General features: G+C 65.9%; 11 protein-coding genes. 8 read left to right on the forward strand and 3 right to left on the reverse strand.

Annotated features, from left to right (window positions below; all coding sequences use genetic code 11):
- Positions 1-57 precede the first annotated feature (57 nt).
- Positions 58-1,590, forward strand: coding sequence for an N-acetylmuramoyl-L-alanine amidase family protein (locus tag Q5Z10_RS11060; RefSeq protein WP_303639119.1), 1,533 nt, complete (start codon positions 58-60; stop codon positions 1,588-1,590).
- A 77-nt stretch (positions 1,591-1,667) separates the two neighbouring features.
- On the opposite strand, the gene trxB is transcribed toward Q5Z10_RS11060, so the two are convergent.
- Positions 1,668-2,639 carry a thioredoxin-disulfide reductase gene (gene trxB, locus Q5Z10_RS11065; protein WP_303639120.1) on the reverse strand — a complete coding sequence of 324 codons (972 nt, stop codon included), beginning with the start codon at positions 2,637-2,639 and terminating at the stop codon, positions 1,668-1,670.
- Between the two features lie 233 nt (positions 2,640-2,872).
- Here trxB and Q5Z10_RS11070 point away from each other — a divergent pair, with 233 nt between their 5' ends.
- From Q5Z10_RS11070 to lolA, 3 genes are all read left to right on the forward strand, one after another.
- Positions 2,873-5,233, forward strand: coding sequence for a DNA translocase FtsK (locus tag Q5Z10_RS11070; protein ID WP_303635486.1), 2,361 nt, complete (start codon positions 2,873-2,875; stop codon positions 5,231-5,233).
- A 27-nt stretch (positions 5,234-5,260) separates the two neighbouring features.
- Positions 5,261-7,204: a DUF3857 domain-containing protein gene (locus tag Q5Z10_RS11075; RefSeq protein WP_303635487.1), complete on the forward strand. Its 1,944-nt coding sequence runs from the start codon at positions 5,261-5,263 to the stop codon at positions 7,202-7,204.
- A 110-nt stretch (positions 7,205-7,314) separates the two neighbouring features.
- A complete protein-coding gene (lolA, locus tag Q5Z10_RS11080; RefSeq protein WP_303635488.1) occupies positions 7,315-7,953 on the forward strand; it encodes an outer membrane lipoprotein periplasmic chaperone LolA in 639 nt (212 codons plus the stop codon).
- 222 nt (positions 7,954-8,175) lie between these two features.
- On the opposite strand, the gene Q5Z10_RS11085 is transcribed toward lolA, so the two are convergent.
- Entirely contained in the window at positions 8,176-9,348 is a 1,173-nt protein-coding gene (locus Q5Z10_RS11085) for a hypothetical protein (RefSeq protein WP_303635489.1), read from the reverse strand.
- Positions 9,349-9,648: 300 nt separating this feature from the next.
- Between Q5Z10_RS11085 and Q5Z10_RS11090 the strand changes: the two genes are divergently transcribed.
- The gene (locus Q5Z10_RS11090; RefSeq protein WP_303639173.1) at positions 9,649-10,947 is read left to right on the forward strand and encodes a replication-associated recombination protein A; all 1,299 of its coding nucleotides are present in this window, start codon (positions 9,649-9,651) and stop codon (positions 10,945-10,947) included.
- A 2-nt stretch (positions 10,948-10,949) separates the two neighbouring features.
- On the opposite strand, the gene Q5Z10_RS11095 is transcribed toward Q5Z10_RS11090, so the two are convergent.
- Positions 10,950-11,453, reverse strand: a complete 504-nt coding sequence (locus Q5Z10_RS11095) for a hypothetical protein (protein WP_303635490.1) — start codon at positions 11,451-11,453, stop codon at positions 10,950-10,952.
- A 172-nt stretch (positions 11,454-11,625) separates the two neighbouring features.
- Here Q5Z10_RS11095 and Q5Z10_RS11100 point away from each other — a divergent pair, with 172 nt between their 5' ends.
- The 3 genes from Q5Z10_RS11100 (at position 11,626) to Q5Z10_RS11110 (ending at position 14,685) form a co-directional block, all read left to right on the forward strand.
- A complete protein-coding gene (locus Q5Z10_RS11100) occupies positions 11,626-12,000 on the forward strand; it encodes a DUF805 domain-containing protein (protein WP_303635491.1) in 375 nt (124 codons plus the stop codon).
- Between the two features lie 175 nt (positions 12,001-12,175).
- Positions 12,176-13,186: an alpha/beta hydrolase gene (locus Q5Z10_RS11105; protein WP_442758909.1), complete on the forward strand. Its 1,011-nt coding sequence runs from the start codon at positions 12,176-12,178 to the stop codon at positions 13,184-13,186.
- A 122-nt stretch (positions 13,187-13,308) separates the two neighbouring features.
- Positions 13,309-14,685: a YncE family protein gene (locus tag Q5Z10_RS11110; RefSeq protein WP_303635492.1), complete on the forward strand. Its 1,377-nt coding sequence runs from the start codon at positions 13,309-13,311 to the stop codon at positions 14,683-14,685.
- Positions 14,686-14,731 lie beyond the last annotated feature (46 nt).

The following is a 14,731-nucleotide window of genomic DNA, read 5'->3' on the forward strand; positions in this document are numbered from 1 at the left end:
CAGGGTGGCGGGGCGCTGCATGAGCGGCGTGTATCCCACGACATGGAGGAATCAACAATGAAGGGATTGAAACTTGCAACTATCGTGGCCGCGTGCGGCCTGTTCTTTGCGTTTCCTGTTTTGGCTTCCGCGGCCGAGGCCTCGAGGCCTGCGGAAGATCCGGGCGCCTATGCAGAGTTGGTGGCGCTGCTTGAGCGCGAAATTTCCGCGCGGTTGACACGCCATCTGCAAGAGAATGGCAGGTTGCGCCAAGTGACTGTGAGCGTAGCGGTAGATCCGCAAAAGCGCAGAATGGTCGTCGACTTCGGCTCCGGATACCTTCCGGGCAATGACCAGAACTATGGAGAGCTCTTCCTCATACCGCTGGCCGCTGATCTTCGGCACTACTCCAATCAGGCGGGCCTGGAAATCCTGGACGTGGAATTCCTTTTTCAGGGCAAGCCAATGGAGGCGCATTTCCCGGAAGATCACCCTGCGCCAAGAACGACGAAATCCCGATCCGCGCACACGCAGGCTCTGGTTTCCTCAAGTCATGGGTACATTGCCTTGCATCCCAGCAGGGCGTGGGAATTTCAACGACCGGCCCCGCTCGGACTACAGGAGGATGTACTTAGCCCGACATACGGAGACGAACTGCAGGGCTTGCTGGAGCAACGAAGCGGATTGGTCGTGCATCGAGCGCGCAGTCGTTCCACGGACCCGCATCCGGAGTCGGGCCACCCTTGGGAACATATGTCCGCCAGGTATCACTTGAAAGCGCTCCTCCCTGAACGTGCCGACATCTGGAATGAGCTGCCAAACAGCGCCGACAGCGATCGTGAAGTCAAGGAAGACATTCGTACTCGCCCCAATTACGCCAATCATCTCGGTGTGGATGTGATGCTGAGTCTGCACACAAACGGAAACTCAGCCCCCAGCGTTCGTGGTGCCGAGGTCTATCACCATCGTGCCAAGCCTGAAGACAAGGCGCTGGGTGACAGCATCCTGTGCGGGATGAGAGAACTGATCCACGCCCAACCGGGGTACGAGAACTTTCCTGTTCGAGCCGAATCGGCTGCTGATGGGCACGGCGAGAACCGCATTGGGAAGATGCCCTCGGTGATCATCGAAACCGCCTACCACTCCAATCCTGACGATGTGGCTGCCTTGCAGGACCCCGTCTTTCGCTCGGCGTCCATGAAAGGGGTGGAGAAGGGCTATCGCCTGTGGGCGACGGGGAAGGCGTGCGAGCCGCTGTCCGGGCAGCCGATCGCAGATGTCGACGTCCCATCCGGCGACTCGCGCGAGGTGGACGTGGCGTTTGCGGGCCATCCGCAATTCCCGATCAGCCTGATCACCCGCAATACGCTGTGCCCATCAGGGTGGGGCTGCAGCGGACGGACGGTGGTCATCGACGCACCTGACCAGCCCAGCAGGATGCCGCTCAGCTGCGGTCGTAACAGCGTGGGGACGCTCGGCTGGGAGACGCACGTGTTGGATGCGGACGGGGTCAAGTCGCAGCCCGTGCCTCACACCGTTCGTTGTGTTGCCGCTGCGGGCGGCCCTGATCGAAATGGCTTGCCTGAGAATACGGCTGCCGCAGGGATGTAACGAGAAAGGCCGACGCTTTCGCGTCGGCCTTTGCGTGAGTCGAGCATGGCTCGACTCTACAGAGCATAATCAGCGCTTTAGCCGGCCTTGCCCTGTGCATCCAGGTAGCGCTCGGCGTCCAAGGCGGCCATGCAGCCGAAGCCGGCCGAGGTGATCGCCTGGCGGTAGTGCTGGTCGGCCACGTCGCCGGCGGCGAACACGCCTTCCACCGAGGTCTGGGTGGCGTTGCCGCCCAGGCCCGAGCGGATTTCCAGGTAGCCGTTGTTCATGGCCAGCTGGCCGTCGAACAGCTGGGTGTTCGGGTGATGGCCGATGGCCACGAAGAAGCCGTGGGCGTCGATATCACGCGTGCTGCCGTCCAGGGTCGACTTCACCCGCACGCCGGTCACGCCGGCGTCGTTGCCCAGCACTTCTTCCACCTGGTGGTGCCAGACCGTTTCGATCTTGCCGGCGGCGACCTTGGCGAACAGCTTGTCCTGCATGATCTTTTCCGCCTTCAGGGTGTCGCGGCGGTGGACCAGGTAGACCTTGCGGGCGATGTTGGACAGGTACAGGGCTTCCTCGACGGCGGTGTTGCCGCCGCCGACCACGACCACGTCCTGGTCGCGGTAGAAGAAGCCGTCACAGGTGGCACAGGCCGACACGCCACGCCCCTTGAACGCCTCTTCGGTCGGGATGCCCAGGTACTTGGCGGTGGCGCCGGTGGAAATGATCAGGGCGTCACAGGTGTACTCATGGCTGTCACCGATCAGCTTGAACGGGCGCTGCGACAGGTCCGCGGTGTGGATGTGGTCGAAGATGACCTCGGTCTCGAAACGCTCGGCGTGGGCCTGCATGCGCGCCATCAGGTCCGGACCCATCAGGCCATGGGCGTCACCCGGCCAGTTGTCCACCTCGGTGGTGGTCATCAGCTGGCCACCCTGCTGCAGGCCGGTGATGACGACCGGCTTCAGGTTGGCGCGGGCGGCGTAGACGGCGGCGGTCCAGCCGGCCGGGCCGGAACCGAGGATGACGAGGCGCTGGTGACGGGAGGGCAGGCTGGTGCTCATGTAAACTCGCGAAAAGGTAGATGGGACAAGGCACTGGCGATGTTTGCGCAGTGTCCTCGGCTGGTCATAGAGTGGCGGCTGGGGCAGGGCGATTCAAGCCGATGAACAGAACGCCGTCACCCACGGGTGATTTCGGCGCCGCTCCGCGGCCGTGTCGGGGCGGATAACTGAAAACTGACGCCGTCTCGTTTATTATCAAACACTAACAGCGCATTCCAAAGGTATGGTCTAAGGTGGCGAAGCAGGTCCCCGAACGCTCCAGGTCCGACGACAAAAAGGCATCGCGTCGCTCGGCGGCAGCGGCCACGACCGACAATCCCCGCCGTCAGCGCCTCTGGCGCGACCTGGGTCTGATCGCCATCGCGCCGGCGCTGCTGTATCTGGCCGCCAGCCTGTTCACCTATTCAGCCACCGACCCGGGCTGGTCGCACACCGGCAGCGTGGTCGCGCCGGTGCACAACATGGGCGGCCGCGCCGGGGCATGGATCGCCGATGTGCTGCTGCAGTTGTTCGGCTACATCGCCTTCCTGCTGCCGGTGGTGCTGGGCGCGCTGGCGTGGATCGCGATGTTCGGGCTCAAGCGCGAGAGCAAGGGCGAGAACGACCTGGATCCGGCGCTGCGTCTGGTCGGCCTGGTCGGCTTCCTGATCGCCGGCACCGGCTTCCTGCATGTGCGGCTGTTCAGTGGCGATGTCTCCAGTGCCGGCGGCATCCTCGGCAAGCTGGTCGGCAATTCGCTCACGGTCGGCTTCGGTGCGCTGGGTGCGAACCTGTTCGTGCTGGTGCTGCTGCTGGCCTCGATCACCCTGGCCACCGGCCTGTCCTGGTTCACGGTGATGGAAAAGATCGGCCGCGGCGTGATGTCGCTGGCGCCGTTGCTGGAGCGCAAGAAGGAACAGGCCACCGAATGGCAGCAGACCCGCGCGCTGCGCGAGGAACGCCAGGAAGTGCGCAAGGCCGATGCCGAAGTTCGCGCCAAGCGCGAGCCGGTGAAGATCGAGCCGCGCCCGGAGCCGGTGATCGAGAAGAGTGACCGGGCCAAGCGTGACAACCAGATTCCGATGTTCCGCGGCGTCAACGGCGACGGTTCGGACCTGCCGCCGCTGGCCCTGCTCGACGACCCCAAGCCGCAGCCGGTGGGCTATGACAAGGACACCCTGGATGTCCTGTCGCGGCAGATCGAGTTCAAGCTGAAGGATTTCCGCATCGACGCCCAGGTGGTCGCGGCCAATCCGGGCCCGGTCATCACCCGCTTCGAGATCGAGCCGGCACCGGGCATCAAGGTCAGCCAGATCAGCTCGCTGGACAAGGACATCGCGCGCGGCCTGTCGGTGAAGTCGGTGCGCGTGGTCGATGTGATTCCCGGCAAGTCGGTGATCGGCCTGGAAATCCCCAACGTCACCCGCGAGATGATCTACCTGTCCGAGCTGCTGCGCTCGAAGGAGTACGACAAGTCGGCCAGCGTGCTGACCCTGGCGCTGGGCAAGGACATCGCCGGCCGTTCGACCGTGGCCGACCTGGCGCGCATGCCGCACCTGCTGGTGGCCGGTACCACCGGTTCGGGCAAGTCGGTGGCGGTCAACGCCATGGTGCTCAGCCTGCTGTTCAAGGCCTCGCCGAAGGACCTGCGGATGCTGATGATCGACCCGAAGATGCTCGAGCTGAGCGTCTACCAGGGCATCCCGCATCTGCTGGCGCCGGTGGTCACCGACATGAAGGAGGCCGCCAACGGCCTGCGATGGTGCGTGGCCGAGATGGAGCGGCGCTACAAGCTGATGAGCGCGGTGGGCGTGCGCAACCTGGCCGGCTTCAACAAGAAGGTGAAGGACGCCCAGGACGCCGGCCAGCCGTTGATGGACCCGCTGTTCAAGCCGAACCCGGAACTGGGCGAGGCGCCGCGCCCGCTGGAGACGCTGCCGTTCATCGTCATCTTCATCGACGAATTCGCCGACATGATGATGATCGTCGGCAAGAAGGTGGAAGAGCTGATCGCCCGTCTGGCACAGAAAGCGCGTGCGGCCGGCATCCACCTGATCCTGGCCACCCAGCGTCCGTCGGTGGACGTCATCACCGGCCTGATCAAGGCCAACATCCCGACCCGCATCGCGTTCCAGGTCAGCTCGAAGATCGACTCGCGCACCATCCTGGACCAGTCCGGCGCGGAAACCCTGCTCGGCCACGGCGACATGCTGTACCTGCCGCCGGGCACGGCCATGCCGGAGCGCGTGCACGGCGCCTTCGTGTCCGATGACGAAGTGCATCGGGTGGTCGAGCACCTGAAGGCGATGGGGCCGGCCGACTACATCGACGGCGTGCTGGACGAAGTGCAGACGATGGGCGATGGCGTGGTGGTGGGCGCGACCGGCCTGCCGGAAACCAGTTCCGGTGGCGACGAGTCCGATCCGCTGTACGACGAAGCGCTGCGCGTGGTCACCGAGACCCGTCGCGCCTCGATTTCCGGGGTGCAGCGCCGCCTGAAGATCGGTTACAACCGGGCCGCGCGCCTGATCGAGGCCATGGAAGCGGCCGGCGTGGTGAGTGCGCCCGAACACAATGGCGACCGCACGGTGCTGGCACCGCCGCCGCCGAAGTAAGTCCCCCGACGTCCAAGGAACCGACGCATGCTTCGACCCGCCCCCTGCCTGCTGATGCTGGCCGGCCTGCTGGCCGCCAGCCCGGCCCTGGCCGATGCGTCCGCCGGCGCCGCCGTGCCCACGCCGGCGCCACCGTCCACCAGCAGCGACGCCGAGGCCAGCAACAACTTCAGCTTCGTGCGTTACCGCGCCGACTACCAGGTGCGGCCGGATGCGGGCAACGTGCAGACCGAAACCTACGAGATCCTGCTCAAGACCAAGGCGGCGGTGGAGCAGTTCAGCCAGGTGCGGCTGAGCTACAGCGAGAAGATGGAAACGCTGGAAGTGGTCAACGCCTATACGCTGACCGCCGATGGCCAGCGCCGTGACGTGCCGGCCGATCGCATCTATACCCAGGAAAGCTATTCCAGCGCCTCGGCAGCGATGTACGCCGACCGCAAGGTGCGGGTGATCGTGTTTCCCAACCTGGCGCCGGGCACGCGACTGTCCTACCAGGTGCGGCGCACCCAGCTGACGCCGTACTTCCCCGGCTATTTCGGCCTGTGGGAGACCTTCAATGTGTTCACCCAGTACGACGATGCCGAGGTGACCCTGAGTGCGCCGGCCAACCTGCCGATGTACGTGGACAGCCGCGGCGTGCAGGGCAGTGACCGCCCGCTGGTGAAGAACGGGCAGGCGCAGTGGCGCTGGCGCTACCAGCGGCGCGAGGCGATGCAGGCACAGAACTGGTCGGCGGCGGTCTGGGAGTTCGGGCCGAACATCATGGCCAGCACCTACAGGGACTGGGCGCAGATGGGGCGGGCGTACCAGCTCAAGGCCGGGCAGGCCGCGCAGGTGACCGCGGACATCCAGGCGCTGGCCGACCAGGTGACCGCCGGCATCAGCGATCGCCGCGCGCAGGCCGATGCGCTCTACCGTTGGGTCGCGCAGAACATCCGCTATGTAGCGGTGTACCTGGGCAATGGCGGACTGGAGCCGAACAGCGCGCAGAGCATCCTCGACAACCACTACGGCGACTGCAAGGACCATGTGGCGATCCTGGAGGCGCTGCTGGCCGCCAAGGGCATCGCCAGTTCGCCGGTGCTGATCGGTGCCGGCGGTGGGCCGACCCTGCCGAAGATCCCGGTGCTCGGCCGCTTCAACCACGCCATCACCTACGTGCCCGAGTTCGACCTGTACCTGGATTCGACCAGTGCCTGGGCGCGTTTCGGCCAGTTGCCCGACAGCGACCTCGGCGCACCGGTGCTGCACACCCGCGATGCCACCGTCTCGCGCACGCCGGCAAACGACCCGCAGCGCAACGCGACGGTCATGGAGGTGCGCTTCAGCTTCGATGCCCAGGGCAACCTGCAGGGCGAGACGGTGCCGCAGCTGAGCGACAACGCCGAGATCGGCATGCGCGCGCAGTTCGCCCAGCTCAACGCGCAGAACCGTGCCCGCGCCGAAGAATCGATCATGGCCGCATCCGGTTTCGATGGGCGGGGCCAGCTTCAGCTGCAGGGCGTGCCGGTCGACCTGACCCGCCCGTTCGGCTACCGCATGGCCTTCCAGGCCGAAGACTACGTCGACTTCGGCGTGGCCGGCGGCATGGCCGTGCCCGATCCGCCGGGCGGCGAGTCGGTGCGGGGCCTGTATGCCACCGCATCGGCGCCGGACAACGAAACGCCGTTCTACTGCTATGCCAGCCTGCGCGAGGAAACCTATCGCCTGCAGTTCCCGGCCAATGCGCCGATCATCGCCATTCCGCAGAGCCAGCACTTCAGCAACGCGGCCGGGGACTACCGGGTCGACTGGCGCCGGCAGGGGCAGGAAGTGACGGTGCACCATCGCCTGCAGCAGAACGCGGTACGCGGTGCCGACGCCCTGTGCCAGCCGCAGGACTATGCCGCGTTCCGCGCGCTGTACCGCGAGGTCCGTCGCGGCTTCCGCGGCCAGGTGCTGTACGGCAAGCTGCCGGGCTCCGGCGGCTGAATCGCCGATGGACATTCAGGGCGGCATAATGTCGCCCTGATCGCCCATTCATCTTTTGCCGGGCACACTGGCCCCAACCTTCCTGGCCACAGCGCCCACAGGATTCCTGCATGAACATCCGTCTGAGCCGTTTCCTCGCCACCACCACCCTGGCCGTGGCCTGTGCTGCCGCCGGCAGCGCCTGGGCCGGTGCCCGCGACGACCTGAAAACCTTCACCAGTGGCCTGAAGGGGCTGGATGGGCAGTTCAGCCAGCAGGTGTTCGACAGCCGCGGCAAGGTGAAGGAGTCGACCAGTGGCCGGGTGGCACTGTCGGCGCCGCGCCTGTTCCGCTGGGAATACGTGCGCCCGCACGAGCAGCTGATCGTGGCCGACGGCAAGAAGGTCTGGATGTACGAGCCGGACCTGGAGCAGGCCACCGTGCGCGAGCAGGGCAAGGAAGAGCAGAACAGCCCGCTGACCGCGCTGATCAACCCGGCGCTGCTGGAGCAGCAGTACGACGTCAGCGAAGAGGCCGCACAGCGTGACGGCCTGCAGTGGCTGTCGCTGTCGCCGAAGCGCGAGACCGAGGCCAGCTTCCAGTACGCCGCGCTCGGCTTCAACGCCCAGGGCCTGGCCAAGATGGAGATCACTGATGCCGTCGGCCAGCGCACCGTGATCAGCTTCAGCGGCTGGAAGCGCAACCCGGGCTTCGCTGCCGGCACCTTCAGCTTCACCCCGCCGAAGGGCACCGACGTCATCGGCAACTGATCGGGGGCGCCGGGCGTGGCCCGGCGCTACCTGCTCTGGTGGGTGTCAACCGGCACCGCCTTGGTGGGTGTCAACCTTGGTTGACACGCTTTTGATCTGCCGGCCAGCGGCCGGCACTACCAGACATCGTGTCCCGCCCGCCGGGCACGGCCCGGCGCTACCGCGATCCGACCTGACCCGCTCTGGTAGGTGCCAACCTTGGTTGGCGCGCTTTCGGCCGGCTCATCCGTTGTCCGGATGAACGATCACCTGCCACTCGGCACCATCAAATCGCATCAGGTCCCAGGGCGTCAGCACCCACAGCACGCTACCGGCGGAACTGATGTCAACGATCGTCGCATCTCTCAGCTCTTCGGGGAGGCCTTCCAGCAAGGGCTCAACTACGCCGGTTTCGAGGCTGTAGACGTACAGGCCTCCATTCTCCGAGCCGATATAAACCTCTTGATTGTGCTGACACGCGGAGTTGAAGGTGATCTCTTCACTGATGTCGTGCCGTAGACGCTCAAATCCAGAGGAAATGTCGCCCGTAACGATGGTGCCTTCGGTGCCGACGATAACGAGGTGGCCCTGCTCAGTCCTGCAGGCATTCAGCAGCACCGCAGTGGTGACGGGCTCTGAGTGTGTCCAGTCAAGGCCGTCCCAGTGCGCAATCAGGCCATGGGAGCCGATGGCGTAGAGGTCAGTAAAGCCCGTTCCGCAGAGATCGTTCACGCTGCCGACGTGGAACTCTGCGAGCCGCTGGTTGAATCCTCCTTTCCCCCGGACATTGGTCATGTACGCGCGCCAATCCGCGTATCTCCGGCGAAGCTCTGCGTCGCGTTCCTGGGGGGCTGTAGGAAGTGCGGGAACATCGCCGAGCTCGAGCAGGTGGCTGGAGTAGTCGCGCCAGCACTCGAAGTCATCCAGGTCCGACTCGTCGTCGTCTTCCTTGCACAAGGCAGTCGCGAAATGGGTTGGAAGCTGCTGCCATCCGCCTTCGCCCCGATGATGGATCTGTCCTCCTGTGCCACCGCAGAACAGGTCGTCTCCCAGCAACCGCATGCAGGTAAGGCCTCCGCAGAAGTCGGTGCCTTCAGCCGAGACGTGCTCGATGGTGGCGCCAGCACGTGAATAGTCTTCCAGCTGTCCATAGAAATCCAGGGCGAGCACGCGACGAGGACGACCGCCTTCTTCGTCCGGGACAACCTGCGTGGACACGACTTGGAAGTCCTGCAGATCGTGGTGGAACCACTCTTCCTTCGCGGTGCGGCTGAAAATGAACATCCGGGAAGGCGGGCCGGGATCCGGATCGTAGTACTCGTGGCCTGGCCCAATTGCCGCGGCCAGATAGTAGATATCTGCGTCGACCGCGCAGCCCGCAATGAATTCCAGGGCGTTGGATTCGGGATCGCGCACGCCATTGCTCCTTGACGGTTGAACTGCGGATCTTCGGTCACTGCTTTGCGGCACGGAATGTCTCAGGGAAATGGGTCTATTCGAATCAGTGGTTTACTGTCGAACCGTGGCACTGGGTTCGGTCCATTTCCGACAGCTTGCGGGGCTGCCGGCCAGCGGCCGGCATTACCGGAGATGGCGTTCGGCCCGCCGGGCAGGGCCCGGCGCTACCGAGGGGTGGCGCGGTACAATGACCGGGTGCCAAGACATCGTTCCACTTCCTTCCCAGGCCCCGATCTGTTGAGCGTTGATCGGGAACACATGCGCCCGCTGGCCGAGCGCATGCGCCCGCGCACCCTCGACGAAATGGTCGGGCAGAAGCGCCTGCTGGCGCCGGACAGCGCGCTGCGCCGCGCGGTCGAATCCGGCCGCGTGCATTCGATGATCCTGTGGGGGCCGCCCGGTTGCGGCAAGACCACGCTGGCGCTGCTGCTGGCCGAGTATTCCGACGCCGAATTCCGCGCCATCTCCGCCGTGCTGTCCGGCCTGCCGGAAGTGCGCCAGGTGCTGGCCGAGGCGGCGCAGCGTTTCGCCGAAGGCCGGCGCACCGTGCTGTTCGTGGACGAGGTGCACCGCTTCAACAAGTCGCAGCAGGACGCCTTCCTGCCGCACATCGAGCGCGGCACCATCCTGTTCGTCGGTGCCACCACCGAGAACCCCTCGTTTGAATTGAACTCGGCATTGCTGTCGCGCTGCCGCGTGCATGTGCTGGAGGGCGTTTCACCGACCGACATCGTTGAAGCGCTGCAGCGCGCCCTGGGGGACCGCGAGCGTGGCCTCGGCGAGGCGGGCATCGACGTCGCCCCCGAGCTGCTGCTGGAGATCGCCACCGCCGCCGATGGCGACGTGCGGCGTGCGCTGACCCTGCTGGAGATCGCCGCCGAACTGGCGGGCGGGGAGGGCGGTCGCATCACCCCGCAGACGCTGACCCAGGTGCTGGCCGACCGCACCCGCCGCTTCGACAAGGGTGGCGAGCAGTTCTACGACCAGATCTCGGCGCTGCACAAATCCGTGCGCAGCTCCAACCCCGATGCCGCGCTGTACTGGCTGACCCGCATGCTCGATGGCGGCTGTGATCCGTCCTACCTGGCGCGCCGGCTGACCCGCATGGCCATCGAAGATATCGGCCTGGCCGACCCGCGCGCGCAGAGCATGGCGCTGGAGGCCTGGGACATCTACGAGCGGCTGGGCAGCCCGGAGGGCGAGCTCGCCTTTGCGCAGCTGGTGCTGTACCTGGCGAGCACCGCCAAGTCGAACGCCGGCTACGCAGCCTTCAACCAGGCCAAGGCCGATGTGCGCCAGAGCGGCACCGAAGAAGTGCCGCTGCACCTGCGCAATGCGCCGACCAAGCTGATGAAGGAGCTGGGCTATGGCGCCGAGTACCAGTACGACCACGACGCCGAGGGCGGCATCGCACTGGACCAGACCGGTTTCCCGGATGCGATGGGCGAGCGCGTGTACTACAACCCGGTGCCGCGCGGCCTGGAGATCAAGCTGAAGGAAAAGCTGGACCGGTTGCGCGCCGAGCGTGAAGCGGCGCGGGCCGCGAAAGGCCGCTGACTCTACAATCGGATCGTTCCCCGTTCGCGTTTGATCACGATCGGCACGCCCAGCGCTTTCTCCGCTTCACGCGCTGCGGTCTGGTAGCGCGAGAACTTCGCATCAGCCGCTGCACCTACCTCCAGCTGGCCGTTTACCGCGTCGACAGACATGCCATCCGGATCCGGGAACCACCGATCCAGCGTCCGGGCACCGAGGATGGTTCTGAGATCCTTGCTCGAATACAGGCTGCCTGAAACGAAGCTGACGGTAATGTCGCCGCGCGGCCACTGCATCGTGCGCGTCCTGTAACGGGCGTCGCCTTTCAGCAGCACGACAACCTGCAGCGGATCGCAGGAAACGCGGCGGCCTGCATAGGTTTCTGGAAACGCTACCCTCAGTCGCGCGGTGACCCCGGCCAGCTGGCGCTCCAGTGCCTGTTGGTCGGGGCAGGGGGTGATCTGCACGCCATCGAAGCCGATGCGGTCGCCGCGATCAGCAGTGCAGGCTGTCGCGCACAGGGTCATTGCGCACACAAGTGCAGCTGCGGCGTAGCGCCGTGGCGAGGCGGCGGGGCGAGGCGGCGTATGCATGGATGCAGTATGCCTGTCCCAGCGGCGCTGGGTGATTCGCTGGAATTGTCGTATGTCTGCCCATTTGGCACACTGCGCGCCTTCTTTTCCCAAGGACGTTCCTGCCATGGACCAGCTCATCCTGCCGTTGAAGCGTTACGCCCAGTTCGATGGTCGTGCCAACCGTCGCGAATACTGGATGTTCCAGCTGTTCATGCTGATCGTCTCGGTGGTGCTGATGGTGCCGATGATCACTGCGCTGGTGATGCAGTCCGATGGCCTGGGCATCGCATCGATCATCCTGTTTGTCCTGTTCTGGCTGGCCACCCTGCTGCCGGTCATCGCCGTCACCGTGCGCCGCCTGCACGACTGCAACCAGTCTGGCTGGCTGTACCTGCTGGCCTTCATCCCGTTTGGCGGCCTGGTGATCTTCGTGTTCACGCTGCTGCCGGGCACGCCGGAAGCAAACCAGTACGGCCCGGTGCCGCCGGAATTCGGCTGAGTCCCTGCGTGGCGTGGTCGCCGGGCATGGCCCGGCGCTACCACTGGCGCGCGGCCCCCTGGGTCGCGCGCGCGATACACAGTGTGACGTGTGATCGATGTGATAATCATTCGCGTTTAAGGTAGACTGCGGTCCCTTGATGAAGAGGCGGCAGCGCCCGCCGCATCCGTCACCCATGATGTTTTCCGCACGCTCCTTCGGCTGCCTGGCCGCCCTGATGATGGGGGTCCTGATGGCCACGCCCTACGCCCATGCGCAGCAGCGCAATCCGCTGCAGAAGATCGGCCATACCGTGCTCGACGAGCCGGCCGCCAGCTATCGCTTCGAAACCTTCGTGGTGGACAGTCCTGACCAGCAGCGGCGCTGGCGGGTGAATCTGGCGATTCCGGCCAAGGCGGGAAAGACCCCGGCGCCGGTGCTGTACGCGCTGGACGGCAATGCGGTGGCCATGGTGCTCGACCAGCCGCTGCTGGCCGAACTGGCCGCGCGCAAGGTGCCGCCGGTGCTGGTGCTGATCGGCTACGACAATGACCTGCGCATCGACTCGAAGGCGCGCACCCGTGACTACACCGCGTGGATCGATCGCGCCGACGACGAAAGCGGGGCGACCCAGGCGGCCGGTGGCGGCGCTGCGGCATTCCTGGACGTGATCGAGCGCCGCATCAAGCCCGAAGTCGAGCGCCGTGCGCGCATCGATACCCAGCAGCAGGCGCTGTGGGGGCATTCGCTGGGCGGGCTGTTCGTGCTCAACACGCTGTACACGCGGCCGGCCGCATTCCAGTCCTATCTCGCGGCCAGCCCGTCGCTGTGGTGGAGCCAGGGCGCAGCGCTGGGCGATCCGGAACTGCAGTTCGTGCAGAACGTGCACGGCCAGCCGGCGAAGCTCTGGCTGATGCTGGGCGGTGCCGAGCGTGTGGGTGATCGCGGCAAGCGTGATATGAGCAATCCGCGCGTGGTCGCGCACCTGCGCCGGATCGGCGCGGCCACCCCGGACGCGGCGATGCAGTTGTCCGAACGGCTGCGCAAGGTGCCGGGACTGAGTGTGCAGTACCGCGAATTCCCCGGCCTCGGTCACGGCCCGATGCTGCCGGCCTCGTTCCATGCCGCGCTGCATGAGCTGTACAACGTGGCCGACCGCAGCGCCGGCGACGGCGTGTCCACGGGCGGTGACAACACCGCTGACTGACGCTTTCGCGCGGCGGTGCCGCGCGCCCCCACTACCCAGGCAGTGCTGTCGACGCACAGCGGCCCAGGCAACCGATGAATCCCGCGCCGCGTGGCGCGGCCTACGTGTGCAAGGAGCCTTCCATGTCGTTCCGTCCGTCGTTCCGCCTCACTTCCCTGGCCGCTGGCCTGCTGCTGGCGGTGACCGCCACCGCCCAGCCGGTCTTCGACCAGCCGGTCAACGCCACCTTCAAGGGCCAGGTTGTCTCACGCGGTGAGAATGTGGTGCCCGGCAGCACCGCCGATGTCACCGGCCGCGGCTTCGTGCCGGGTCAGCAGGTCAGCCTGCTGCGTGGCGACACCGTGCTCAACAGCCAGCCGGTCGTGGTCGATGCCGATGGCAACTTCAAGACCCAGCTGGCAATCCCGGCCGACGCCGTGCCGGGCACCCACCCGGTGGTGGTGCGCGCCAGCCAGCCGGCGGCGGCGACGGTGCTGAAGCTGCGTGTTTCGCCGCAGCTGCCGCTGTCCGGGCAGGCCGGCTTCACCACCCAGTCCAACAAGCTGGTGCCCGGGCTGTACCAGTCGGCGTACAGCGCTGCCAGCAACGCCCTGTTCGTCACCTCGGCGGTGGGCCGCCCGCCGGTGACCCAGTCGCAGCTGCTGAAGCTGGACCCGAAGTCGCTGAAGGTGACCAAGGCGATCACCCCGGCGCAGGTGCCGGGCAGCACCAACGGCGCGGTGTACGCGGTCTACGGCGTCGGCGTGGATGACACCAATGGCAACGTCTGGGTCACCAATACCCGCCAGAACTCCATCGCGGTCTATCGCCAGAAGGATCTCTCGCTGGTCCACCAGTTCCCGGTCGATGCCGTGCCGCATGCGCGCGACGTGGTGGTCGATGGCACCCACGGCAAGGTGTTCGCGTCGGCCACGGGCGAGGACCACCTGTCGGTGTTCGATGCCAGGACCTTCAAGGAACTGCCGGCGGTCACGCTGGAATCCGGCGTGGATGACGGGAAGTTCACCCCGATGAGCCTGGTGCTGGACGAGAAGGGCGGCAAGCTGTTCACCGTCAGCATCGGCACTCCGGAAGCGGCGGTGATCGATGTGGCCAGCGGCAAGGTCGACAAGGTGATCGACCTGGGCAACTCGATCAGCGCCTCCGGCGTGGCCTTCGACGCGGCGCGCAACCGCCTGTACGTGGCCTCGCAGGGTACCGACAACCTGCTGATCGTCGACGTGGCCGCCGGCAAGGTGCTGCACGACGTGCCGGTCGGCGCCGGCGCGCTGAACGTCGCCTTCGACGATGCCTCCGGCCTGGCTTATGTGAGCAATCGCGGCGCCGGCACCGTCACCGTGGTCAACGGCGATGGCAAGGTGGTCGCCAACCTCGATGGCGGTACGCTGCCGAACCATGTCCGTGCCGATGGCAAGGGCAACGTGTTCGCGGTGAACAAGTCGCGCGGCGCCGAAGACCCGAAGGGTGACCGCATCACCCGCATCACCCCGAAGCAGTAAGTCACAGGGCAGGGCGGCGCAGGTGCCGCCCTGCCAGCAAGGAGAA

It is taken from the genome of Stenotrophomonas sp. 704A1 (genome assembly GCF_030549525.1).
GTDB classification, from domain to species: Bacteria; Pseudomonadota; Gammaproteobacteria; order Xanthomonadales; family Xanthomonadaceae; genus Stenotrophomonas; species Stenotrophomonas tuberculopleuritidis.

What these genes read in the sequence shown, in the direction of transcription:
- Q5Z10_RS11110 (WP_303635492.1), top strand. Translation starts at nt 13,309, where the DNA reads ATGTCGTTCCGTCCGTCGTTCCGCCTCACTTCCCTGGCCGCTGGCCTG.
- lolA (WP_303635488.1), top strand. Translation starts at nt 7,315, where the DNA reads ATGAACATCCGTCTGAGCCGTTTCCTCGCCACCACCACCCTGGCCGTG.
- Q5Z10_RS11075 (WP_303635487.1), top strand. Translation starts at nt 5,261, where the DNA reads ATGCTTCGACCCGCCCCCTGCCTGCTGATGCTGGCCGGCCTGCTGGCC.
- Q5Z10_RS11095 (WP_303635490.1), bottom strand. Translation starts at nt 11,453, where the DNA reads ATGACCCTGTGCGCGACAGCCTGCACTGCTGATCGCGGCGACCGCATC.
- trxB (WP_303639120.1), bottom strand. Translation starts at nt 2,639, where the DNA reads ATGAGCACCAGCCTGCCCTCCCGTCACCAGCGCCTCGTCATCCTCGGT.
- Q5Z10_RS11100 (WP_303635491.1), top strand. Translation starts at nt 11,626, where the DNA reads ATGGACCAGCTCATCCTGCCGTTGAAGCGTTACGCCCAGTTCGATGGT.
- Q5Z10_RS11105 (WP_442758909.1), top strand. Translation starts at nt 12,176, where the DNA reads ATGATGTTTTCCGCACGCTCCTTCGGCTGCCTGGCCGCCCTGATGATG.
- Q5Z10_RS11090 (WP_303639173.1), top strand. Translation starts at nt 9,649, where the DNA reads ATGCGCCCGCTGGCCGAGCGCATGCGCCCGCGCACCCTCGACGAAATG.
- Q5Z10_RS11060 (WP_303639119.1), top strand. Translation starts at nt 58, where the DNA reads ATGAAGGGATTGAAACTTGCAACTATCGTGGCCGCGTGCGGCCTGTTC.